General features: G+C 66.1%; 19 protein-coding genes. 7 read left to right on the forward strand and 12 right to left on the reverse strand.

Annotated features, from left to right (window positions below; genetic code table 11):
* Positions 1-61: 61 nt before the first annotated feature.
* Both ACZ5MJ_RS29575 and ACZ5MJ_RS29580 read left to right on the forward strand, forming a co-directional pair.
* The gene (locus ACZ5MJ_RS29575) at positions 62-1,507 is read left to right on the forward strand and encodes an aminotransferase-like domain-containing protein (protein WP_464224558.1); all 1,446 of its coding nucleotides are present in this window, start codon (positions 62-64) and stop codon (positions 1,505-1,507) included.
* The gene (locus ACZ5MJ_RS29580; protein ID WP_464224559.1) at positions 1,508-1,774 is read left to right on the forward strand and encodes a transcriptional regulator; all 267 of its coding nucleotides are present in this window, start codon (positions 1,508-1,510) and stop codon (positions 1,772-1,774) included. It abuts the gene before it with no gap.
* 24 nt (positions 1,775-1,798) lie between these two features.
* On the opposite strand, the gene moaA is transcribed toward ACZ5MJ_RS29580, so the two are convergent.
* From moaA to ACZ5MJ_RS29625, 9 genes are all read right to left on the reverse strand, one after another.
* On the reverse strand, positions 1,799-2,899 hold the full coding sequence (gene moaA, locus ACZ5MJ_RS29585; RefSeq protein ID WP_464224560.1) for a GTP 3',8-cyclase MoaA: 1,101 nt from the start codon (positions 2,897-2,899) through the stop codon (positions 1,799-1,801).
* A gap of 135 nt (positions 2,900-3,034) precedes the next feature.
* On the reverse strand, positions 3,035-3,859 hold the full coding sequence (locus ACZ5MJ_RS29590; RefSeq protein ID WP_464224561.1) for an HlyD family secretion protein: 825 nt from the start codon (positions 3,857-3,859) through the stop codon (positions 3,035-3,037).
* A complete protein-coding gene (locus ACZ5MJ_RS29595; RefSeq protein ID WP_018313632.1) occupies positions 3,856-4,068 on the reverse strand; it encodes a DUF1656 domain-containing protein in 213 nt (70 codons plus the stop codon). The genes ACZ5MJ_RS29590 and ACZ5MJ_RS29595 overlap by 4 nt, the downstream gene beginning before the upstream one ends.
* A complete protein-coding gene (locus ACZ5MJ_RS29600) occupies positions 4,055-6,148 on the reverse strand; it encodes an FUSC family protein (RefSeq protein WP_464224562.1) in 2,094 nt (697 codons plus the stop codon). Before ACZ5MJ_RS29600 ends, ACZ5MJ_RS29595 begins: the two co-directional genes overlap by 14 nt.
* 4 nt (positions 6,149-6,152) lie before the next feature.
* Positions 6,153-6,290: a DUF2474 family protein gene (locus tag ACZ5MJ_RS29605; protein ID WP_464224563.1), complete on the reverse strand. Its 138-nt coding sequence runs from the start codon at positions 6,288-6,290 to the stop codon at positions 6,153-6,155.
* On the reverse strand, positions 6,290-7,297 hold the full coding sequence (cydB, locus tag ACZ5MJ_RS29610; RefSeq protein WP_464224564.1) for a cytochrome d ubiquinol oxidase subunit II: 1,008 nt from the start codon (positions 7,295-7,297) through the stop codon (positions 6,290-6,292). The genes ACZ5MJ_RS29605 and cydB overlap by 1 nt, the downstream gene beginning before the upstream one ends.
* A gap of 13 nt (positions 7,298-7,310) precedes the next feature.
* On the reverse strand, positions 7,311-8,750 hold the full coding sequence (locus tag ACZ5MJ_RS29615) for a cytochrome ubiquinol oxidase subunit I (protein WP_464224565.1): 1,440 nt from the start codon (positions 8,748-8,750) through the stop codon (positions 7,311-7,313).
* A 302-nt stretch (positions 8,751-9,052) separates the two neighbouring features.
* Positions 9,053-9,175, reverse strand: a complete 123-nt coding sequence (locus tag ACZ5MJ_RS29620) for an MFS transporter small subunit (RefSeq protein WP_272939552.1) — start codon at positions 9,173-9,175, stop codon at positions 9,053-9,055.
* 43 nt (positions 9,176-9,218) lie between these two features.
* A complete protein-coding gene (locus tag ACZ5MJ_RS29625) occupies positions 9,219-10,661 on the reverse strand; it encodes an L-lactate MFS transporter (RefSeq protein WP_464224567.1) in 1,443 nt (480 codons plus the stop codon).
* A 297-nt stretch (positions 10,662-10,958) separates the two neighbouring features.
* Here ACZ5MJ_RS29625 and ACZ5MJ_RS29630 point away from each other — a divergent pair, with 297 nt between their 5' ends.
* Positions 10,959-12,359 carry a sigma-54-dependent transcriptional regulator gene (locus ACZ5MJ_RS29630; protein ID WP_464224568.1) on the forward strand — a complete coding sequence of 467 codons (1,401 nt, stop codon included), beginning with the start codon at positions 10,959-10,961 and terminating at the stop codon, positions 12,357-12,359.
* On the forward strand, positions 12,356-14,416 hold the full coding sequence (locus tag ACZ5MJ_RS29635; RefSeq protein WP_464224569.1) for a sensor histidine kinase: 2,061 nt from the start codon (positions 12,356-12,358) through the stop codon (positions 14,414-14,416). Before ACZ5MJ_RS29630 ends, ACZ5MJ_RS29635 begins: the two co-directional genes overlap by 4 nt.
* Positions 14,417-14,474: 58 nt before the next feature.
* Here the strand turns inward: ACZ5MJ_RS29635 and ACZ5MJ_RS29640 are convergent, their stop codons facing one another.
* Complete coding sequence (locus tag ACZ5MJ_RS29640) at positions 14,475-15,482, reverse strand: MBL fold metallo-hydrolase (RefSeq protein ID WP_464224570.1); 1,008 nt, start codon at positions 15,480-15,482, stop codon at positions 14,475-14,477.
* A gap of 553 nt (positions 15,483-16,035) precedes the next feature.
* Here ACZ5MJ_RS29640 and ACZ5MJ_RS29645 point away from each other — a divergent pair.
* The gene (locus tag ACZ5MJ_RS29645) at positions 16,036-17,340 is read left to right on the forward strand and encodes a cyanophycinase (protein WP_464224571.1); all 1,305 of its coding nucleotides are present in this window, start codon (positions 16,036-16,038) and stop codon (positions 17,338-17,340) included.
* Positions 17,341-17,486: 146 nt separating this feature from the next.
* Here the strand turns inward: ACZ5MJ_RS29645 and ACZ5MJ_RS29650 are convergent, their stop codons facing one another.
* Positions 17,487-18,398: a LysR family transcriptional regulator gene (locus tag ACZ5MJ_RS29650; protein WP_464224572.1), complete on the reverse strand. Its 912-nt coding sequence runs from the start codon at positions 18,396-18,398 to the stop codon at positions 17,487-17,489.
* 113 nt (positions 18,399-18,511) lie between these two features.
* Between ACZ5MJ_RS29650 and ACZ5MJ_RS29655 the strand changes: the two genes are divergently transcribed.
* Together ACZ5MJ_RS29655 and ACZ5MJ_RS29660 are read left to right on the forward strand one after the other, a co-directional pair.
* Positions 18,512-19,678: a mandelate racemase/muconate lactonizing enzyme family protein gene (locus tag ACZ5MJ_RS29655; RefSeq protein ID WP_464224573.1), complete on the forward strand. Its 1,167-nt coding sequence runs from the start codon at positions 18,512-18,514 to the stop codon at positions 19,676-19,678.
* 37 nt (positions 19,679-19,715) lie between these two features.
* Positions 19,716-20,708 (forward strand): tripartite tricarboxylate transporter substrate-binding protein, encoded by a 993-nt coding sequence (locus ACZ5MJ_RS29660; RefSeq protein WP_464224574.1) that lies wholly within the window; start codon positions 19,716-19,718, stop codon positions 20,706-20,708.
* 70 nt (positions 20,709-20,778) lie between these two features.
* On the opposite strand, the gene ACZ5MJ_RS29665 is transcribed toward ACZ5MJ_RS29660, so the two are convergent.
* Positions 20,779-21,879 carry a porin gene (locus ACZ5MJ_RS29665; protein ID WP_464224575.1) on the reverse strand — a complete coding sequence of 367 codons (1,101 nt, stop codon included), beginning with the start codon at positions 21,877-21,879 and terminating at the stop codon, positions 20,779-20,781.
* Positions 21,880-21,957 lie beyond the last annotated feature (78 nt).

The raw sequence follows: 21,957 nt of genomic DNA on the forward strand, positions 1-21,957 counted from the left end.
CGGCGACGGGGCCGAAACAGGCACCGGCCGGGCGCAAGGGACAAGGGAAGGGGAGCGCAGCGTGAAACTCTATGAAAAGCTGGCTGCGGATATCGAGGCATTGGTGCAGCAGGGGGTGCTGCTGCCCGGCGAGCGGATTCCCTCGGTGCGGCAGACCAGCCAGCACCACCGCATGAGCATTACCACGGTGATCCGGGCCTACGTCATGCTGGAGAGCCGCGGCATCATCGAAAGCCGGCCACAGTCCGGCTACTTCGTGCGCGCGCGGCCGGGCGAGCCCGTGTTCGAGCTGCGCCCGTCCAGGCCCAGCGCCAAGCCCTCGGCGGTGGATGTCAGCGCGCTGGTGCTTTCCACGCTGCGTTCGATCCGGTCCGACGACGCCGTGCCGCTCGGCTCGCCCTATCCGGACCCTGCGCTGTTTCCTTGGCAGCGCATCAACCAGTACGCCAACAATATCGCGCGCCGCTATGCCAAGTGGACCATGCTCGACGACCTGCCGCCCGGCAGCCCCGAGCTGATCCGGCAGATTTCGCGCCGCTACCTGGAGAACGGCTACGCCATCGATCCGAACGAGGTGATCGTCACCATCGGCGCGACCGAGGCCATCAACCTCTGCCTGCAGGCGGTGGCCAGGCCGGGCGACACCATCGCGGTGGAGTCACCAACCTACTACGCCATGCTCCATGCCATCGAACGGCTGGGCATGCGCGCCATCGAGGTCGCGACCGATCCGGCGGAGGGTATCGATATCGACGCGCTGGCGCGGCTGATCGACGAAAAGGGCGTGGCCGCCTGCATGGTGATGCCCAACTTCCAGAACCCGCTTGGCTTCCAGATGCCCGATGAAAAGAAGCGCGCACTGGTGGCGATGCTGACCGGGAAGGACATCCCCGTCATCGAGAACGACGTCTACGGCGAGCTCTATTACGGCGAGGCCCATCCCAGTTCATTGAAGGCTTATGACAAGGCCGGCATCGTGCTGCATTGCTCGTCCTTCTCCAAGACGCTGACCAATGCCTACCGCATCGGCTGGGCACTGCCAGGCCGCTACCGCGGGGCGGTGGAGCGGCTCAAGTTCCTCAACACGCTGACCACGCCCGCCATCCCGCAACTGGCGATTGCCGAGTTCCTGAAGAACGACGGCTACGACTTCCACCTGCGGCGGGTGCGCAAGGCCTATGCGCAGCAGGCCAGCATCATGGCCGCCGCGGTGCGCAGGTTCTTCCCGGACGGCACCACCACGTCGCGGCCGGCGGGGGGCTATGTGCTGTGGGTGCAGCTGCCGGAAGGCATCGACGCGATGGAGATGTACCACGCCGCGTTGGAGCACCGCATCACCGTGGCGCCGGGCCATATGTTCGCGCCCGGGGCCACTTACCGCCATTGCATCCGGCTTAACTACAGTGGCGAATGGTCACCCGGCATCGAGTCCGCCGTGCAGACGCTGGGCAAGATCGCGCAGCACCTGCTGGCGCGCAGCCGCGAGCCGGGCGAGGAGGAGCGCTAGATGGAAAACGCCGATATCGATCCCGCTATCGTCGCGGCGCTCCAGGTCCTGTGGCAGGCCGGGCGCGGGGGTGGCAGCAGCGCCTGGTCGCTCGCCAGGCTGGCGAAGCGGTCGCAGCTGCCGATGAGCGTGCTGCGGCGCGTGCTGACGCAGCTGCAGGCCGCCGGACTGGCCGACGTGGCGATCGACGAGGACGGCCGCGGACACGCGAGCCTGACGCCAGCCGGCGCGGAGCTTGCCGCGCAGGCTTTCCCGGATCCTGACTGAGTGACCGGGAGCCGCGCCCGCGGCTCAGCCCCCGACCAGCGACATGCGCACCGTCGGGTACTGCCGCTTGCCGCTGGCCAACCGCTCCGCGCGCAGTTCTGAGTAGCGGTTGCCGCGGGACTGCCACGCTTGCCGGACCGCATCCGCCACGGCTTCATCCGGGCGGGCGGCGTCCAGGTACTGGCGCAGGTCGACCGAGCTGGTGGCGAACAGGCACAGGTGGAGCCGGCCATCGACGGAAACGCGCGCGCGGGTGCAATCGCCGCAGAACGGGTGCGACACGCTGGAGATAAAGCCCAGCTTCAGGCTGCCGTCCGCCAGCAGGTAGTTGCTGGCGGTTTCGCCGTCGCGCCTGGCGAGCGGCAGCAGCGCATGGGCGCGTTCGACCATGCCGCGGATCTCGTCGGAGGGGACGACGCGCGACTGCGACCAGCCGCTCGGGCCTTCGACATCCATATATTCGATAAAGCGCAGCACCACGCCGCTGCCGCGGAAATGCTCCATCAGCGGCAGCACCTGCGCCTCGTTGGTGCCGCGCTCGACCACGCAGTTGACCTTGACCGGTGCCAGGCCCGCGGCGCACGCCGCGTCGATGCCCTCCAGCACGCGGCCGACCGGGAAATCCACATCGTTCATGGCGCGGAAGATGCCGTCGTCGAGGCTGTCGAGGCTGACCGTGACCCGGCCCAGGCCCGCGTCGCGCAGCGGGCGCGCCTTGCGGGCGAGCAGGCTGCCGTTGGTGGTCATGGCCACTTCCACGTGCCGTCCGTCCAGGGTGCGCATGGCCGCAATGCGCTCGACCAGCGACTCGATGCCCTTGCGCAGCAGCGGCTCGCCGCCGGTCAGGCGCACCTTCTCCACGCCCAGGCTGACAAAGGCGCGCACGATGCGCAGCAGTTCGGCATCGGACAGGCGTTGCTCGGGGGACAGGAACGGATAGTCGCGCCCGAAGCGCTCCTTGGGCATGCAGTAGGTGCAGCGGAAGTTGCACTGGTCGATCACCGACAGGCGCAGGTCGCGCAGCGGACGTCCCAGCTGGTCCCGGCAGGCGGCCGATGCCTGGTCCGGCTCGGGCGCCTCAGAACCGCGGGCGGCGGGCACTGCTTGCACAAGCGCTGCTTGCATGGCGAATCTCCCTGGGGCAATGGGGTAGGGCATGGCGCATGCCATGCCACCCATGGTAGGGACCGATGGCCGTCCCGCAGGGATACACATCGGCAGGCGCGCAAGCAGAACAGTTCGGCCCGCGTCCGCCCGGCCTCATTCGCGCGGCGCCCGGATGCGGACCGTGGCGGTCTGGCCGGCGATCAGGGGTACCTCCGCCGGCACCTGGTCCAGCGCGATGCGCACCGGTATGCGCTGCGCCAGGCGCACCCAGTTGAAGGTCGGGTTGACGCTGGGGAGCATGTTTGGCCCGATGGCGCGGTCCTGGTCCTCGATGCCGGGCGCAATGCTCTGCACATGTCCGCGCAAGGGGGTGCGCTGGCCCATGATGTGCACTTCGGCGGCGCTGCCGACGCGGATCGCGGGCAGCTTGGTTTCCTCGAAATAGCCCTCCACGTATTGCGAGCCGCTGGCCACCACCGACAGGGCCGGCTTGCCGCGGGTGGCAAAGTCGCCGGCGCGCGGCAGGCGGTCGCTGGCATGGCCGTCGACCGGGCTGGTCACGCGGCAGCGGGCCAGGTTCAGCCTGGCCACGTCGACCGCGGCATCGGCTTCGTCGATGCGCGCCTGCGCGGCGGCCAGGCCGGCCACGTTCGCCGCCTGGCGCCGGCCCAGTGCCAGCGCGGCGCGCGCCGACGCGGCCTCGGCCTGCGCTTGTTTCAGGGCCAGGCTGAAGCGGTCCTGATCCACCACGAACAGGACCTGGCCCCGTTGTACCCGGGCGTTGTCGCCGACGAACACGGCCGTGACCAGGCCGGAGACATCCGGCGCGACCTGGATCACTTCCGCGCGCACATGGCCGTCGCGGGTCCAGGGCGCCGCGGTGTAGTACTGCCACAAATGCCAGGCGGTCAGCGCCGCGGCGGCCACGGCCGCGAAGGTCACCGCAACGGGGCCGAACAGCGAAAGCTTGCGAATCATGATGGAGCCTGCCAGACGAGCGCGACGATCGCGCCCAGTACGAGGATATAGAGCGAGAAATTGAACAAGGACCGGTGCCACACGATGCGGTAGAAGCCGATCCGGGCGAGCACGGCGCGCACACCCGCGGTCACCGCGAAAGCGGCCAGCATCCACACCACGGTGGCCGGCACGAATACGCCATACAGGTCGAACTCAGTGGCGTGCATGGGGCTCTCCTTCCGTATGCGGATACAGGGCCTGCCGCAAGGTGGCCAGTGCCGCCAGCGCGGTGCGCGGGCTGCCATAAGCCGTCGTGGCCAGCGCCGCGAAGGCCGCGTCGATCTGTGCGGCCAGCGCCGGCGCGGGCGTCATGGCATGGCCGGCGCGCGCGCACCGGCGGTAGTGGCGCGCCACGCCAGCCAGCACGCGCTCGACGGCACGGCGGCGCGGCGCGGGCACGCCGGCCGGGGCGCGCCGCAGCGTGAGCGCGGCGGATTCGGCCAGGAAGTCGGCAACGGCGCTGCCTGCCTGCCTGCCGCTGGCATTGTTGCGGCGGGTCAACGGCGGCCACTGGCGCAGCAGCCGGTCCAGCATGCGGCCGCGCAGCCGGGCGCTGTTGACCGGCGCGCGCGGGTGCGCCGCCAGCGCGATCTCGTTCCAGTTGGCCCTGGCCAGCCGGTATGCCACCAGCTGCTGGCCGAAGGGCTGCATCAGGACCGCCCACAAGGCGGCGAAGACCAGCGCCGCCAGGCTTGCCAGGCTGCTGTTGAAGATGCCGGCGAAACTGGCGCCGGTCAGGTGCTGCGGCCCCGGGAACGACGCCGCCGTGACGGCCAGCAACACGCCGAACAGGGCATTGCGCGGCTGCGTCGTCATGGCGCCGATGACCAGGTAGGGGCCGAACAGCAGGGCCGCAAGCGAGCCAAAGTCATGGGCCAGCTGCAGCACCACGAACTGGTAGTACCAGGACAGCAGCGCACAGCCGATGCTCCACGCGATCACCCGGCCGGCCATCAGCCGCGGCTCAGCGGTGGTGGCGATAAAGCAGCTGGCAAGCGCGGCCAGGCCAACCGGGCCGGCGCCGTCGACCCAGCCCGACACCATCCACAGCAGGCCCGCGACAAAGGTGGCCGAGCCGGCGGTGGCGCCGCGGAACAACAGCTGCGCGTGATCATGGTGCCGGGCCTGCCCGGCGGGCTCCACGCGGTAGCGCAGCGCGGTGGGCTCGCTTCCGCCCTGGCGCAGGCTGGCCTGCAGCAGGCGGCAGTCTTGCCAGAGATCGGCCAGCGCATCCAGGTAGGTGCAGGTGGCCGCGACCAGCCTTGCATGCCAGTCCGCGGGTGCGGCCGGCGTGGTGCCTGCCGGGTACCAGGAAGGCGGGGGCCGGGACGCGCCTGCGTCGCCGCCGATCCATGCCAGCGTGGCGCGCATGCGCTGCGCGACGGTGTCGGGCATGCCCGCGGGATGCCGGCGCAAGGCGCCGGCGGCATCGGCAAGCGCGAGTACCAGCGGCAGCAGGGCCGTCATGCGCTGGTGCAGGGCCCGCGCTCGCCGCAGGGTCGGCGCGCCGTCGGATTCATAGGTCAGTTGGGCCAGCTGGGTTTCCATTGCCAGGATATCGGCGGCCAGCAGGCTGAAACTGTCGTGGCGCTGGCCCGCGTTGGCTCCGGCGGCCAGCACGTCGGTGATCCAGCGCGAGGCGTGCCCCAGCCAAGCCGACGCGCGCGCGGCCAGCGCCGGCGTGGTGCGCGAGGGGAAGACCAGCGCGCTGACCACGCTGGCGCAGACGATGCCGATGACGATTTCCTCGATGCGGGTGAGCGCCACGTCGAAGACCGTCGCCGGGTTGGTGACCGTTGGCAGCGCCACGATCGGCAGCGTATAGGCGGCCAGCAGGCAGATGTAGTTGCGCGGCGCCGGTTCCAGCAAGGACAGGTAGAGCAGGGTGCCGGTCCAGCACGCGATCGCCGCCATCAGCAGCACGGGCTCGTCGACCAGCCAGGGCACCAGCGCCACCGCGCACACGGCGCCCAGCAGCGTGCCGACAACCCGGTAGGTGCCCTTGGCATGGGTGGCGCCGGCCAGCGGGCTGGACACCAGGTAGACGGTGGCCATGGCCCAGTAGGGCCGCGGCAGCCCGAGGGCCAGCGCCACGTAGAGCGCCAGCATGGCCGCGCCGAATACCTTCAGCGAATGCAGCCACGGGGCAAGGTCGGCGCGTCCCGCCCAGGCTGACGCGAGCGTGTCGAACACGCTGGCGGTGCGGGCAGGCAGCGCAGGGCGGGAGAGTGGGCTGGACGCGGGCATGGCTTCAGCTGGCAAGTCCGGCTGCGCGCATCAGCAGCTTCATCAGGCTGGAGCAGACGAAGACCGTGCCGACCCCCGCCAGCCACAGGGCCAGCAGCCAGCCCAGCCGCGCCGCCAGCCGCGAATGCAGGATCCTGGCCATCAGTGGTACCCCTCCCCGCGCTTGACCTTGCCGCGGAACACGTAATAGGACCAGGCCGTGTAGGCCAGGATGATCGGCACGATGAACAGCGTGCCGACCAGCGCGAAGCCCTGGCTTTGCGGGGGCGACGACGCATCGAAGATCGAGATCGACGGCGGGATGATGTTGGGCCAGATGCTGATGGCCAGCCCGGTATAGCCCATGAAGATCATCAGCAGCGCATACAGGAACGGCGACACGTTCGGGTGCTTGCGCAGGGACCGGTAGATGCCGAAGGCCGAGCACAGCACCAGCAGCGGCACCGGCAGGAAGAAGAACAGGTTGGGCAGCGCGAACCAGCGCTGCGCGATCTCCGGATGGGTCAGCGGCGTCCACACGCTGACCGCGGCGACCATCGCCAGCATCACGCCGGTCAGCACGTTGGTCACGCGCAGCATGGTCCATTGCAGCCGGCCTTCGGTCTTCATGATGAGCCAGGTGACCCCGAGGAAGGCGTAGGTGATCACCACGCCCACGCCGCAGAAGACCGGGAACGGCGCCAGCCAGTCGAGCGCGCCGCCGGTGAAGGTGGTGCCTTCCATGGCGATGCCGTCGATATAGGCGCCCAGCGTCACGCCCTGGAAGAAGGCCGCGACCACCGAGCCCCACGTGAACGCGGCGTCCCACCAGGGGCGGCTGCGGTCGCTGGCCTTGAAGCGGAACTCGAAGGCCACGCCGCGGAAGATCAGCCCCATCAGCATGAACATCAGCGGCAGGTAGAACGCGGTGAGCAGCACCGAGTAGGCCAGCGGGAAGGCGCACAGCAGCGCCGCGCCGCCCAGCACCAGCCAGGTTTCGTTGCCGTCCCAGACCGGCGCCACCGTGTTCATCATGACGTCGCGGTCATGGCGGTCGCCGACGAAGGGAAAGAGGATGCCGATGCCAAGATCGAATCCATCCATGATGACGTACATCATCACGCCGAAGAAGATCAGGGCGGCCCAGATAACGGGAAGGTTGATACCCATGTCGATCACCTGTTCAGGATTCGCGGCGGCCGTGGCGGGCCATCGCGTGGGGTGCGGAAGCCGCGGCGATGGCGGCGGGAACGACGCTGCCGGGGCCGTAGGACGGCTCGTCGAGCGGATGCGCATCGGGGGCGGGGCCGGCGCTGGCCAGCTTGAGCATGTAGCGGATGCCCACGCCGAAGCAGACGAAGTAGATCACCACGAACAGCGCCAGCGACAGCGCCACTGGTCCGGCCGCATGGGCGGAAACGGCGTCATGGGTGCGCAGCAGTCCATAGACCACCCACGGCTGGCGGCCGATCTCGGTGGTCATCCAGCCGGCCAGCAGCGCGATCAGGCCGGCGGGGCCCATCAGCACGGCAAGGCGCAGGAAAGCCCTGGACCGGTACAGCGCGCCGTTGCGGCGCAGTACCCAACCCAGCAGGCCGAACAGGATCATCGCCACGCCCAGGCCAACCATGGCGCGGAAGGTGAAGAACAGCACCGTGGCATTGGGGCGGTCTTCCCTGGGGAAGTCCTTCAGGCCACGGATCTGGCCGTCAAGGCTGTGCGTCAGGATCAGGCTGCCCAGGCGCGGGATCTCGATGGCGTAGCGGGTTTCCTCGCGCTCCATGTCGGGGATGCCAAAGACGATCAGAGGGAAGCCGCCCTTGTCATCCTTGCCGGCGGTATTCCAGTGCCCTTCCATCGCCGCGATCTTGGCGGGCTGGTGCTCCAGCGTGTTCAGGCCGTGGGCGTCACCCACCACCGCCTGGATGGGCGCCGCGATCAGCACCATCCACAGCGCCATCGACAGCATCTTGCGGGCGGCGGGTACGGCGCGCTCATGCAGCAGTTGCCAGGCTGATGCCGCCGCCACGAACAATGCGGTCGACAGCAGCGCGGCGATGACCATGTGCGTCAGGCGGTAGGGGAACGACGGGTTGAAGATCACCTCGAGCCAGTCGGTCGGCACCACCTTGCCGGCCACGACGACGTAGCCGGCGGGCGTATGCATCCAGCTGTTGGACGCCAGGATCCAGGTGGAGGAGATCATGGTGCCGAGCGCCACCATCACCGTGGCGAAGAAATGCAGCCCCGGCCCGACGCGGTTCCAGCCGAACAGCATCACGCCAAGGAAGCCCGCTTCCAGGAAGAAGGCGGTCAGCACCTCGTAGGTCAGCAACGGCCCGGTGACGCCCCCGGCAAACTGCGAGAAGCCGGACCAGTTGGTACCGAACTCATAGGCCATGACCAGGCCGGAAACGACCCCCATGCCGAAGTTCAGGGCGAAGATCTTGATCCAGAACTGGTACAGGGTCCGGTACACCGTGTCCTGGGTGTAGAGCCAGCGTGCTTCCAGGAATGCCAGGAAACAGGCCAGCCCGATCGTGATGGCGGGAAATAGGATGTGAAAGGAAACCGTGAATCCGAACTGGATCCGGGCGAGTTCCAGGGCAGTGAGTCCGTGCATCGATGTGCTCTCCGAGGGGTTGCCGCCGGCACGACGGCGTGTCGGGCGACGCTATGAACAAGCGTAGGGACTACAGGTTGTCCGAGAGGGATACAGTTCTTGGGGAACCGCTCAAGCTCAGTTCACAGAGCCCGAAGACGCGCTTTTGCGTCGCTGCAAGGCAGATACAGATCGCGCGTTTGCGCAGGATCACAGTCATGGATGGACCCCGTCGCATCGACGATCCGGCACCCGCTGCAGGGCCGGCGCGGGCGGCCGCTGCAGTGACGGGTCGTGATGCAGCGGACGCCCGGCGCGGGCGCTCAGGTGAACAGCTTCATGGCCTTGCCGAGGGTCGACCAGATGCCTGCACCCAGCGGGATCAGCACATAGGCCCAGAACGCGAGCAGCAACAGGGTCTTGCCGAAAGTCCGGTCGTCTTGCATGGTGGTGTCTCCTGTGTCCTGGTATTCGGGGCGGGGATGGCGCTCAGGCTGCCCTGGCCACTTCGCGCAGGTGGTGGCGCTCATGCACCGGCCGGATCAGCAGGTTGCAGACGAAGCCCACTACCAGCAGGCCGGCCATGATGTGCAGGGTGTCGACATAGACCTCCGACCTGGGCACGCCCATGGCCAGCTTGTGCTCGCGGATGTAGTTGACCAGTGCCGGCCCGGCAATGCCTGCGGCGGCCCACGCGGTCAGCAGGCGGCCATGGATGCCGCCGACGTAGGCCGTGCCGAACATGTCGGCCAGATAGGCGGGAATGGTGCTGAAGCCGCCGCCATACATGGTCAGGATCAGGAAGTAGCAGACCACGAACATGGCCACGTTGCCGGACGCGCCGACGGCCGGAACGGCCATGTACAGCGCGGCGCCGAAGGCAAAGAAGATGGCGTAGGTCAGCTTGCGGCCGAAGTAGTCGCTGGCGGAGCTCCACAGGAAGCGCCCCGTCATGTTGCCGATGCTGAGCAGGCCCACGAAGCCGGCGGCGGCCGCGGCCGTGATGGCGCCCTTGAACGTTTCCTGGATCATCACCGCGGCCTGGCCCAGCACGCCGATGCCGGCGGTGATGTTCAGGAACAGGATCAGCCAGAGCAGGTAGAACTGCGGCGTCTTCAGTGCCTGGTCGATATGCACGTGGGCGTGCGTGACCATCTTGCCCGCCTTGGCGGTGGGCACATACCCGGGCGGCGCCCAGCCGGGCGCGGGGATGCGAATGGCCAGTGCGCCGATCGACATCGAGATGAAGTAGACCACGCCCATGACCAGGAAGGTCTGCGCCACGCCCGCGCTGGTCGCGCTCTTGAACGTGTTCATCAGCGCGACCGACAGCGGCGCGCCGATCATCGCGCCGCCGCCGAAGCCCATGATCGCCAGCCCGGTAGCCATGCCGCGGCGGTCCGGGAACCAGCGGATCAGCGTGGAGACCGGCGACACGTAGCCCAGCCCCAGCCCGATCCCGCCCAGCACGCCGTAGCCCAGGTACAGCAGCCAGATCTGGTGCAGCCAGATCCCCAGCGCCGACACCAGGAAGCCGCCGCCGAAGCAGCACGCCGCCGTGAACATGGTGCGGCGCGGCCCGACCTTCTCCAGCCACTTGCCGGCAAAGGCGGCCGAGATGCCAAGGAAGAAGATCGCCAGCGAGAACACCCAGCCCAGCGTGGTCAGTTGCCAGTCGCCCGGTGCCGGCTGCGTGACGCCGAGGATGCGGGTCAGCGGCTCGTTGAAGACCGAGAAGGCATAGGCCTGGCCGATGCACAGGTGCACCGCCAGCGCGGCGGGCGGCACCATCCAGCGGTTGAAGCCCGGGCCGGCGATGATGGCCTCCTTGGAGAAGGGCGAAGGGCGCGACGTCGGCCGGGACGAGGACGCCTGCTGGGACCGCTGTTGCGACGATTGCGAGGGCGTCTGCGCTTGCGCGGGATATGCCATGAAGTTGTCTCCTACCTGGAAGTGGCAGCCTCTTTTGCGCGTGGAGCGATGGGCTGGAGCACCTCGTTCAGCAAGAGCTGTGCCCAGGGCGCCCTCCCTTTGCCGTCAACGGATTGCGCTGCGCGGGCCGGGCACCGGCGCGCAGCCTTGGACAAAATGTCCGGGCGGCGCCCCCTTGCCCGGGCCAAAATGTCCATGCGCGGCAGCGCTGCGGCGGACGGCTCGGTTTAACTCCCAATACAGCCGCTGAGCCGACTATCGCTAGACTCTGCTTCTGCCACCGCAATAGCCAAAGTGATGAGCGAACGACAAAGCAACCCGGCCGAAGCCGACAACTGGCAGCGCCGCGCCATCCTGGTGGTGGACGACGAGGCCGGCATGCGCTCGTTCCTGTCCCGGGCGCTGGAAGGCAAGGTCGACAGCGTGGTGACCGCCGACAGCGCCGAAGCCGGCGCGGCGCTGCTCGAGCAACGCCATTTCGACCTGATCCTGCTGGACGTGGCGCTGCCCGGTGCCAGCGGGGTCGAATGGCTGAAGGCCCTGCGCGCGGCGGGTAACCCCGCCGATGTCATCCTGATGACCGCCTTCGCCGATATGGAGACGGCCATCGCCGCGCTGCGCTCCGGTGCGGCGGACTTTATCGTCAAGCCGTTCCGCGTCGACCAGATGCTCAACGCCATCCGGCGCTGCTTCGACCGCACCCGCCTCACGCGCGAGAACTACCTGCTGCGCCGCGAGCTGGACAAGTACACCTTCCACAAGCACTTCATCGGCGAGTCCGGCGCCATGAAGAAGGTGATGGCGCTGGTGGCGCGGGTGGCGCCGATGCCGTCGACGGTGCTGGTGACGGGCGAATCCGGCACCGGCAAGGAAGTGGTGGCGCGCGAGCTGCACCGCCTGAGCGGGCGGCAGGGCCAGTTCGTGCCGCTGAACTGCGGCGCGATGGCGCCCGAGATCATCGAAAGCGAATTGTTCGGCCACGCCAAGGGTGCTTTCACCGGCGCGGCCGGGGCGCGCCATGGCCTGTTTCTCTATGCCGACGGTGGCACGCTGTTCCTGGACGAGATCTCGGAACTGCCGCTGGCGATGCAGGCCAAGCTGCTGCGCGTGCTCGAAGACCGCCGCATCCGCCCGCTTGGCACCGAGCGCGAGATCGCCGTGGACGTGCGCATCGTCGCGGCCTGCAACCGCAACCTGGCCAATGAGGTGGCGGCCGGGCGCTTCCGCCAGGACCTGTACTACCGGCTCGACGTGGTGTCGGTCGCGATCCCGCCGCTGCGCGCGCGGCCGGAAGACATCGTGCCGCTGGCCGAGCATTTCTCGGAGCAGCTGTCCGCCCAGCTGGGCTTGCCGGCGGTGCCGCTGTCGCCGTCGCTGGTGCGCCTGCTCAGGGCCTATGACTGGCCGGGCAATGCGCGCGAGCTGCGCAACCTGGTGGAGCGGGCATTGATCCTGGGCGAATACCCGGTCGAGCTGCTGGCGCAGCCGGGTCAGCCAGAAGCGGTTCACGGCCAAGCGGTCGATGACGAAGCGGCCGCGCCGGCCGACGATGCCACGCTGCTGGAATCGGTGGAGCGGCGGCATATCCTGCAGGTGCTCGCCGCGGAAGGCGGCAACCGCGTGGAAGCGGCGCGCCGGCTGGGGATCTCGCGCCGCACGCTGGACCGCAAGTGCCTGCAGTGGGGCCTGCGTCCTTGAATCCCGCTCACGCGGCCGGGCCGGCCACGCTGCTGCGTCGCTATCGCGCGTCGCTGCGTGCCAAGCTCGTTTCCATCGTGATCGCGCCGCTGCTGGTGGCGCTGGTGGCGCTGCTGCTGTTGATGGCGTTTTGGGGCGATCGCGTGTTCCAGGCGCTGCTGGCCTACAAGGTCAACAGCGACCTGCTGGTCGCCCACGAGTACTTTGGGCATATGGTCGGCGGCGTGCAGGACCGGATCCTGCAGGAGGCCAGGTCGCATGCGCTGGCCGAGGGGCTTCGGCGCACCAGCGCCATGCCAGCCATCCTGGCCGACGCGCGGCGCACGCACGGACTCGATTTCCTGCAGTTGCTGGATCCGCAAGGGCGGCTGCTTGCTGCCGCGCCGGCGGCAGCGTCCGCAGGAGCGGAGCCTGCCGCGTGGCGCGTGGTCGCCAGCGCCGCCGCCGGGCGTGCCGATGCCGCCACCGATGTGTGGTCCGCCGCGCAACTGGCAGCCGTCTCCGGCGAACTTGCCCGGCGCGCCCAGGTAGTGCTGCGCCCCACCGCCAATGCGGCGCCCACCGGGCGCACCGAGGAAACCCGCGGCATGGTCGTGCACGCGGCGGCGCCGGTAGTCGATGAAGCCGGCAAGCTGGTGGCCATCCTGCACGGCGGCACGCTGCTGAACCACAACCTCGGCTTTATCGACACGATCAACGCGCTGGTCTACCAGCCGGAATCGCTGCCTGGCGGCAGCCAGGGCACAGCAACGCTGTTCCTGGACGACACACGCATTGCCACCAACGTGCGCCTGTTCCATGGCGAGCGCGCGCTGGGCACGCGGGTTTCGCGCGAGGTGCGCGACCAGGTGCTGCTGCGCGGCGAAAAATGGCTGGACCTGGCCTTCGTCGTCAACGACAAGTACATGAGCGCCTACGAGCCGATCGCCGACAGCCGCGGCCAGCGCATCGGCATGCTGTACGTGGGCTACCTGGCCAGGCCGATCAGCCAGGCCAGGGACCTGGCGCTGGGCGTGCTGGTTGGCCTGTTCGTGCTGCTGGCCGTGGCGGGCGCGCTGTTCTCGCTGCTATGGGCCAGGCGCGTGTTTGCGCCGATGACGCGCATGGTCGGCACCATGCGCGCGCTCAGGGCCGGCGATGCCGATGCGCGCGTAGGCCCCGTCGGCAGCGAGGACGAGCTGGGCCAGCTTGCCGCCCAGTTCGACCAGCTGCTGTCGGACCTGCAGCAGCGCAATGCCGAACTCAGCGACCTGGCAGACTCGCTCGACCGCAAGGTGGCCGAGCGCACCCGCGAACTGGAAGCGTCGAACGCCGTGCTGCGCGAAGCCCGGCAGCAGCTGATCACGTCGGAAAAGCTTGCTGTCGCGGGCCAGCTTACGGCGGGCGTGGCGCATGAAGTCAACAACCCGATCGCCGTGATCCAGGGCAACCTCGACGTCGCGCGCGAGATCCTGGGCCCGGCCGCGGAACCGGTGCGCCACGAACTGCGGCTGATCGACGAGCAGGTGCGGCGCATCCAGCAACTGACCAACCGGCTGCTGCAGTTTGTCCGGCCAGAGGCCTATGCCGGCCATATCGAGCGCCTGGACACAAGCGAAGTCGCGGCGGGCTGCGTCGACCTGGTCCGCCATATGCTGAAGGGCACGGCGATCCGGGTCGAGCTGGACTGCCAGGCCACGCGGCAAGTGCGCATCAGCCGCAGCGAACTGCAGCAGGTGATGGTCAACCTGCTGACCAATGCCATCCTCGCCATGCCCGAGGGCGGCACCCTTACGCTCGGCACGCGCGATTGGGCGGCGCAGGGCGTGACGCTGCATGTGCGCGACACCGGCCATGGCATCCGGGAAGAGGACCTGCCCAACCTGTTCAATCCGTTTTTCACGACCAGGAAGCAGATGGGGACCGGCCTGGGTTTGTCCATCAGTTATGCGCTGGTGGAGCGGTACGGTGGGCGGATTACGGTGGAGAGCACGGTGGGGCAGGGGGCTGAATTCACCGTGTGGCTGCGCGAGGATGGGACGCCGGCGCAGCCGGAGGCGGACGGCGCTGGGGCATGACGGAGGCAATTGCTCGCGTGCCGGTTGTTACGTGATGCCCGGTCAGCCAGCGGACGGATCAGAATTCCATCAGATCTTTCGCGACCAATACCCGGCCCGAAAAATATCTCTCAACAATTGGCACGAAGCGCTGATAATCGTCGTCTTCGGTAACGGAGGGCAGCAGGTGGGTTAGCACGATTGTCCTGACGTGAGCCCGCGCCGCCATCTTGCCGACCTCGGCGGGCGCAAGATGCTCCTCATTGAGATGCCGGATGAACTGGGCTTGTTGGTCTTCCGTCATGGATTGCCAGGTGCCATTCCTGATCAGCGTTTGCTTCACGTCGTCTGCGAGGCCTACCTCGGAAACAAGGATGTCGGCACCCTCCGCCAGTTTTGTGACGGCTTCGCTGGGTCCCGTATCGCCGGTAAAGACGATGACTCGGTCGGCTGCCTGGAACCGATACGCATAAGACTTGTACTTTCCATGGAACGGGCTTCCCTCCGGGATATGGAAGTGGGTATTTTCAGCGGCTGTCACCTTGACGTTGGCATCCTGATAGATCAGGCCAGGCTCGACATCGTGACCGCGAAATAAATCGCCAAGCGGCGTGCGCCTGCCCTCTGTCCACCGGATCTGGGCATTGCCGGTGAAGTACTGCACAGCACCGCTTACCAGCCCCGCCGTGCCTGGGGGACCATAGACGTCGATCGGTTCGCGGCGCTGAAAATCCCATTCGGCGGACATCAGCGCGCCCAGGCCGGCGGTGTGATCATCATGCTCATGCGTGATGAACACTCTTCCGATCTTCTTGAAATCGGCTCCCGCTTGCGCCAGGCGCCGGAGTACGCCGTCTCCGGCGTCGATCAGATAGTAGGACCCGTTGACGATCAGCAAATTCGAGGTCTGCGCCCGGCTTTTGGACGGGATAGGCCCGCCGCGCGTGCCGAGCGTGATAAGGCGCGTGGTCACGTGTGTCTGCGCATTTGTGCCGCTCGCGTCTTCCTGTGCGGCGCTCCGACCTGCCCAAATAGTCAGCGCTGCCAGGACCATCGGCAATACAAGCCATCGTGCCTTATTGTTCATGCGCTTATCCTGGTCACCAGGCTCATCCCAATTTGCAGGATCAAAGCATGGCATGACTTGGGCGAGATCACGAATGGATCGCCAGGTTGCCCATTGGTGATCGGAGCATAACTCGTACCACGCGCCGTCAAGTGCCGATACGACAAGGGCCAGTGGCTTCCCGCCCCCCATGAAGGAAGGTGAGTGCGAGCCTATCTGTTTCATGGCTGAAACGGTGCCATGGGCCCTCATCTGCGCTGTCTTGTCCTGGCAGCGCTCCTTCTATTTACCGCACTCACCGCATCATTCCTACCGGCTTGCGCACTTTCCCAGGGTGGCGCGCGCCGGGCTGGCTTTCGCTGGTTGCCTGCCGCACATGGTCCGGGGTTGGCCCGGAAGATTGGTTGAACTAGACTGTAAGACACTTTGCTCCGGCCTCGCCGCGGCACAGTTGTGCATTCCGGATTTCTGTTCGGCATGGATAGCTGCCATCCAGCACCCCTTGCGGGGATCCTGCCGTGATGGAGACTCGCGGACCTGCCTGCGTATCAACCAACAACAAGGGGTATGTCCGATGAAGTCCCTTGCCAGATTTGCTTCACGCTGCGGCAGCATTGTGCGTCGCGCGGCCGGCGCCATCGGGCTGTGCCTCGCGTTCGGGGTGCTGCCTGCGCTGTCGTTTGGCGCCGCCAAGACCGTTCCCGCTTATAGCTATTTCTGGACCGGAACACAGTACTACGACGCAGCGGGCAATATCCTGACGCCACTTCCGACACCACAGCCGCCGGCGTCGCAGCCTCTGGTTCTCATGGGAGGCGGACCAGATGTTGACGACGCGTACCGGTGGATGATTCAGAAAGCGGGCATCTGCAAACCTGACCCCAGCGGCAGCAACTCCTGTATTCCCACCGGAACAGGGGGGCGGTTCGTGGTGATCCGCACCAGTGGCACCAATGCATACGATCCCTATCTCTACTACAGCGACAAGCACAATTCCACCAGTACTCCCGCGGTGGACGGATTTGTCGGCGGAGCTTACCTCGGGCTGACTTCAGCGGAAACCCTCATTATTACCAGCCGGGACGGTGCCAACGACCCATTTGTGAATGAGGTGGTCAGGACCGCAAACGCGCTGTGGATTGCCGGCGGCGACCAGAGTACGTACATCAATCTCTGGAAAGGCACGACACTGGAAAAGACGATCGCCGGGCTGATCAGCCGCAATATTCCCGTTGGCGGAACCAGTGCCGGGGCGAACGTCCTGGGCCAGTTCATCTTCTCGGCCCAGAATGGGACCGTGACGTCGGCGCAGGCGCTGACCGATCCGTACAACAAGCTGATGACCTTCGACCCGACCCCGTTTTCGGGGGCAAGCTTCCTGAGCTTTCCTAACGATCCTGCGCTTGCCGCGAGGCTACCCGTGCTGGCCGATACGTTTGTCGACCCTCACTTCGATTCACGGGACCGCATGGGCCGGCTGGTCACCTTCGTGTCGAGAACCATCGCTCCCGGATCCAGCAATACAGGGTGCGCAGGTGGAATCCTGACAGCGCCGCAGAGCGCCAGGGGCATCGGCATCGACGTCGAAACCGCACTGGAAATAGAGCTCGTTTCCGGCCATTACAAGGCCTATCGGGTGACGAACATTTCGACCACGTCGAGCAGCGCCGTCCATTTCCTGAGGCCGACGACATTGCCGGGAACCTGTGCCGCCGGCAAGCCGTTGACCATGCAGGTCGTCTGCGTGCAGAAGCTGACCGACGCGAGCGCCTTCGATATCAACGACTGGTGGAACGGCGCGACCCACAATGGCATGAATTGCGACTACATGGTGAATGAAACGGCTGGCGTCCAGACGCCGGTCCCGATTCCGTACTGAGATTGCCTGGACGGGTCACGTGCGTCAGCGCGGGATCAATCCGCGCAAGTGTGAGCCGTGCCGCCGGCAGCCCTATACCCTTTTGCGGTCAATCGAGGATTTCGGCTCAAGGGTTCGGAGCCGCCATCAGCACCCTCAACAGTCTGCTACGCCCGCTGTGCAGGCGACTTTTCAAATTTTTCCACAAGGAAGTCAATGAAGGCGCGTGCGCGGGCAGTCTGGTTGCGGCGTTGTGAGTAGTAGACAAAGAGGTCAGCCGACGGCAGCTTGTACTGCGGCAAGACCACGCGCAGGCGGCCACTCTCCAGGTACTTCGCCAGATCCCACTCCGAACGAATGAGGATCCCGTGCCCGTCAAGGGCCCAACCGAGAACAATATCCCCGTCGTTGCTGGACAGCGCGCCTCGGACCTTCACACTCTCGTGATGGCCATCATGTTCGAAGCGCCAGATGGCATGGGCATCGTCGTTCTGCCGATGAAGAATGCAACGATGTCCGGAGAGGTCCGACAGTGATCCGGGTGATCCGAACTTGTCCAGGTAGACCGGCGAAGCGCAGAGGAAGCGACGGTTCGACATGATCCGCCTTGCACTCAGGCGCTTGTCCGGCAGTGTCCCGAACCTGATCGCCAGGTCGACGCCACCGTCCACGAGGTCCACAGGTCGATCCGTGACCTCAAGCTGCACCTCGACTTGCGTGTAGCGCTTTGCAAACGCTGAAACAAGAGGCGCAATGGTGGTTCGTCCGAAGCCAAGTGTCGCATTGACGCGCAGCAGTCCACGTGGTTCGGCTCCGCTGCTGGCGACGACACTTTCCATTTCCCGCAAGTCCGCCAGGATCTTTTGGGCATAGGCCAGGTAGGTCTCGCCTTCGTTCGTCAGGCTGATGCTCCGGGTGGTGCGGTTGACCAGGCGTACGCCAAGCCGGCTTTCCATGAGGGCCAGGCGCTTGGTCGCCGCCGGTGGCGTCAGGTCCAGCTCGCGAGCCGCGGCAGCGAGACTGCCATGCCGGGCAATCAGGACGAAGAACTCAAGTTCGGATGCAATCTCAGTCTTCACTGACGGTGAATAATGAAATGAATTTGATTCAATTCTAGTACATCGTTCCGCGCCTAATCTACCGATTCCCACGCACCCCGCGTACTCGTGTTATGTGAATCAGGAGACACTCTGTGAGAATCGTAGAAATCCGCGAAAAGACCTTCCCGATCAGCTCGCCCATCCGCAACGCCTACATCGACTTCAGCAAGATGACCTTGAGCCTGGTCGCCGTGATCACCGATGTGATCCGGGATGGCAAGCCCGTGGTCGGCTATGGCTTCAACTCGAACGGCCGTTACGGACAGGGCACGCTGATGCGCGAGCGCTTTATCCCGCGCCTCCTGGAGGCCGACCCGGAGTCGCTGGTCGATGCCACCGCAGACAACCTGGATCCCCACAAGATCTGGGACACCATGTTCAGGAACGAGAAGCCCGGCGGTCACGGCGAGCGCTCCGTTGCCATCGGCACGATTGACATGGCCATCTGGGATGCCGTGGCCAAGATCGAAGGCAAGCCGCTGTTCCAGCTGCTGGCCGACCGCTATGGCAGCGGGCAGCCTGAGCGCAAGGTGTTCGTCTACGCCGCCGGCGGCTACTACTATCCCGGCCAGGACCACGAGAAGCTCAAGGACGAGATGCGCAGCTATATCGACCGCGGCTACACGGTAGTCAAGAAGAAGATCGGCGGCGCGTCGCTGGATGAGGACCTGCGCCGCATCGATTCGATCCTGAGCGTGCTTCAGGACGGCCAGAAGCTCGCGGTCGACGCGAACGGCCGCTTCGACCTCGACACCGCCATCCGGTACGCCAAAGCGCTGTCCCAGTACGACCTGTTCTGGTACGAGGAACCGGGCGATCCGCTGGACTTCGAGCTCCAGGCCACGCTGCGCAACTACTACGACAAGCCGATGGCGACCGGCGAAGACCTGTTCTCGATGCAGGATGCCCGCAATCTGATCCGCTATGGCGGCATGCGTCCCGATCGCGACTATCTGCAGTTCGACTGCGCACTGAGCTATGGCCTGGTGGAATACCTGCGCACGCTGGACATGCTCAGGCAACACGGATGGTCGGCAAGCCGCTGCATTCCGCATGGCGGTCACCAGATGTCCCTGAACATTGCGGCCGGCCTGGGCCTGGGCGGCAACGAGAGCTACCCCGACCTGTTCCAGCCGTTTGGTGGCTTCCCGGACAACGTCAAGGTGGAAAAGGGCTACCTCACGATGCCGGATCTGCCCGGCATCGGCTTTGAAGGCAAGTCCGATCTCTACAGCGTGATGCAGCAACTGTCTGCCTGAGCCACGCAGCCCTGAAAATAGACAAACGGAGACAACCATGTGTATGAAGCAAGCGGTAGCCCGTGCCGCAACCCTATGCGTCGTCGGCGTTAGCCTGGTGGCATCAGCCCACGCCTATGCCGGATACCCGGAAAAGCCGGTCACCCTGGTGGTCCCGTTTGTCGCCGGCGGGCCAAGCGACAAGATCGCCCGCGATGTTGCCGAGTCACTGCGCAGGACGTTGGGCACTACGGTGGTGGTGGAAAACGCGGCGGGCGCCGGCGGGACCATTGGCACGGCACGCGTCGCACGTGCCAATCCCGATGGCTACACGCTGTTGATCCATCATATCGGGTTGGCCACTGCGCCAGCCCTGTACAAGAAACTCGGCTACAAGGGATCAGATCTCGAGTTCCTGGGCCTGATCAACGAGGCGCCATCGACGCTGATCGGCAAGCCGGACCTGCCGCCCAATGGCTTGCCGGAACTGCGCAAGTTCATCGCCACGAACGGCGCAAGGCTGAACCTCGCCAACGCGGGCGTGGGATCGGCATCGCACCTCTGCGGGTTGCTGCTCCAGAGCATGCTGAAAAGCAACATGGCGTTCGTGCCCTACAAGGGCACAGCCCCCGCCATGTCCGACATCATGGGTGGGCAGGTGGATCTCATGTGCGAGCAAGCGACCAACAGCACGCCGCAGATCGAAGCCAGGAAGGTCAAGGTCTACGGGGTAACAGGTATGCAACGCTCGGCGGCCCCCGCCCTGGCGACCATTCCCACGCTCACCGAAGGCGGACTCTCCGGATTCAATTTCACCGTCTGGCATGGCCTCTACGCTCCGCGTGGGACTCCGCCGGCGATACTCGAGACGGTCAACAAGGCGTTGAGGGCGGCGCTGAAGGATCCGGCACTGGTCAGGCGGGAAGAGGCGCTCGGAATTACTGTCATTGCGGACGACAGACTCTCGCCAGCCGGGCACAGGAAATTCTTCGATGAGGAAGTGAGCAAGTGGTCGAAGGTGATCAAGGACGCTGGTATCCAGCCGGAGTGACCGTCAAGATGCATTTCATTCCCGTCTCCGCCTCGGCGGTTTGAGGGTGATGCACGGCGACGCCGCCCGCTCAGAAGACATGCTTGACGCCAAGCATCGCGCCGAACTGGTTGCCGCCCGCTGCCGGCGCACTGGTTCCGACGGCGCTGCCGCTGCTGACCGACAAGGCCAGTTGGCCGCGGTTGTCAATGAAGCCGGCCGTGGCATACGCCGAGGTACGCTTCGAGAAGGTGTAGGTACCGCGCAGGGCGGCGAGCCATGCCTTGTTGTCGCTATGGTTGAAGCCCAGATAGTAGATCTGTCCCGCGAGATTGACGGCCGGCGTGATGTCGTAGGACAGGCCCGCGTAGTACAGCTGGCTATGGGACGTGGTGCTGCCCTCATTGTTCCGGAACGTGCCGCCGATGCCGATCTTGGCCCTGGACAGGATCATGTAGCCGCCAAAGTGCAGGCGGTCGTCCGAGAGGCCGCTGTTCACGAGGCCGCCTGCCGCACCCGTGCCACCGCGCAAGGAGTCATAGGCCGTAGCCAGGCCCCACCAGTTTGTCTCATACCGCAGCATCACCGACCATTCGCGGCAGGCCTTGCTGTCGGCCGGATTCTCGCCGGGGCAATTCGTTCCAGCCGGGTTCTGGCCGGCGTTGACCGTGTCGCGCCCAAGGCTGTATGTGGCACCGACCGTCAGGCCACCAAAGGTACCTTTGTAGGCGATGGCATTGTCGGCGCGGGCGTTCGGCCGATAACTGTCCAGGGAGTTGGCGCCGTAAACGTTGGGTCCCAGCACGTCGGAATCCAGCGTCGACCAGAACGTCATCGTCCACTGGCGGCCGAAGGAGAGCTGCCCCCAGCGATTGCCCAGCCCGACAAAGGCCTGGCGGCCGAACAATCGTCCGCCCTGGTTCGATGATCCGGAGTCCGGGGCAAAGCCAGACTCCAGTACGAAGACTGATTTCAGTCCGCCCCCGAGATCTTCGGTTCCGCGCATCCCCCAGCGCGATGGGACGGTCGCGGTCAGGTTTGGCATCCGCACGACACTGTCCTTGTTCGCGCCAATATTGTTCACGTACTCGACGCCGGTGTCGACGAGGCCGTAAAGCGTCACCGACTGTGCCGACGCGAACAGCGGCGTGGCACACAGAAGGCCCGCGCACCATTTACCATGACTCCTCATGGGTGTCTCCTTGTTATGGCTGTTGTTGCAGAGGTGTGAAAGGCCAGGCAAGAGATTCCGCGCCGCGGCTGCGGCATT

The organism is Cupriavidus sp. LA-1, from assembly GCF_055385985.1.

Coding starts and splice junctions, on each gene's coding strand:
- ACZ5MJ_RS29580 (WP_464224559.1), top strand. CDS start 1,508: ATGGAAAACGCCGATATCGATCCCGCTATCGTCGCGGCGCTCCAGGTC.
- ACZ5MJ_RS29595 (WP_018313632.1), bottom strand. CDS start 4,068: ATGCACGCCACTGAGTTCGACCTGTATGGCGTATTCGTGCCGGCCACC.
- ACZ5MJ_RS29615 (WP_464224565.1), bottom strand. CDS start 8,750: ATGCACGGACTCACTGCCCTGGAACTCGCCCGGATCCAGTTCGGATTC.
- ACZ5MJ_RS29660 (WP_464224574.1), top strand. CDS start 19,716: ATGTGTATGAAGCAAGCGGTAGCCCGTGCCGCAACCCTATGCGTCGTC.
- ACZ5MJ_RS29600 (WP_464224562.1), bottom strand. CDS start 6,148: ATGCCCGCGTCCAGCCCACTCTCCCGCCCTGCGCTGCCTGCCCGCACC.
- ACZ5MJ_RS29665 (WP_464224575.1), bottom strand. CDS start 21,879: ATGAGGAGTCATGGTAAATGGTGCGCGGGCCTTCTGTGTGCCACGCCG.
- ACZ5MJ_RS29645 (WP_464224571.1), top strand. CDS start 16,036: ATGAAGTCCCTTGCCAGATTTGCTTCACGCTGCGGCAGCATTGTGCGT.
- cydB (WP_464224564.1), bottom strand. CDS start 7,297: ATGGGTATCAACCTTCCCGTTATCTGGGCCGCCCTGATCTTCTTCGGC.
- ACZ5MJ_RS29590 (WP_464224561.1), bottom strand. CDS start 3,859: ATGATTCGCAAGCTTTCGCTGTTCGGCCCCGTTGCGGTGACCTTCGCG.
- ACZ5MJ_RS29605 (WP_464224563.1), bottom strand. CDS start 6,290: ATGGCCAGGATCCTGCATTCGCGGCTGGCGGCGCGGCTGGGCTGGCTG.
- moaA (WP_464224560.1), bottom strand. CDS start 2,899: ATGCAAGCAGCGCTTGTGCAAGCAGTGCCCGCCGCCCGCGGTTCTGAG.
- ACZ5MJ_RS29620 (WP_272939552.1), bottom strand. CDS start 9,175: ATGCAAGACGACCGGACTTTCGGCAAGACCCTGTTGCTGCTCGCGTTC.
- ACZ5MJ_RS29630 (WP_464224568.1), top strand. CDS start 10,959: ATGAGCGAACGACAAAGCAACCCGGCCGAAGCCGACAACTGGCAGCGC.
- ACZ5MJ_RS29640 (WP_464224570.1), bottom strand. CDS start 15,482: ATGAACAATAAGGCACGATGGCTTGTATTGCCGATGGTCCTGGCAGCG.
- ACZ5MJ_RS29625 (WP_464224567.1), bottom strand. CDS start 10,661: ATGGCATATCCCGCGCAAGCGCAGACGCCCTCGCAATCGTCGCAACAG.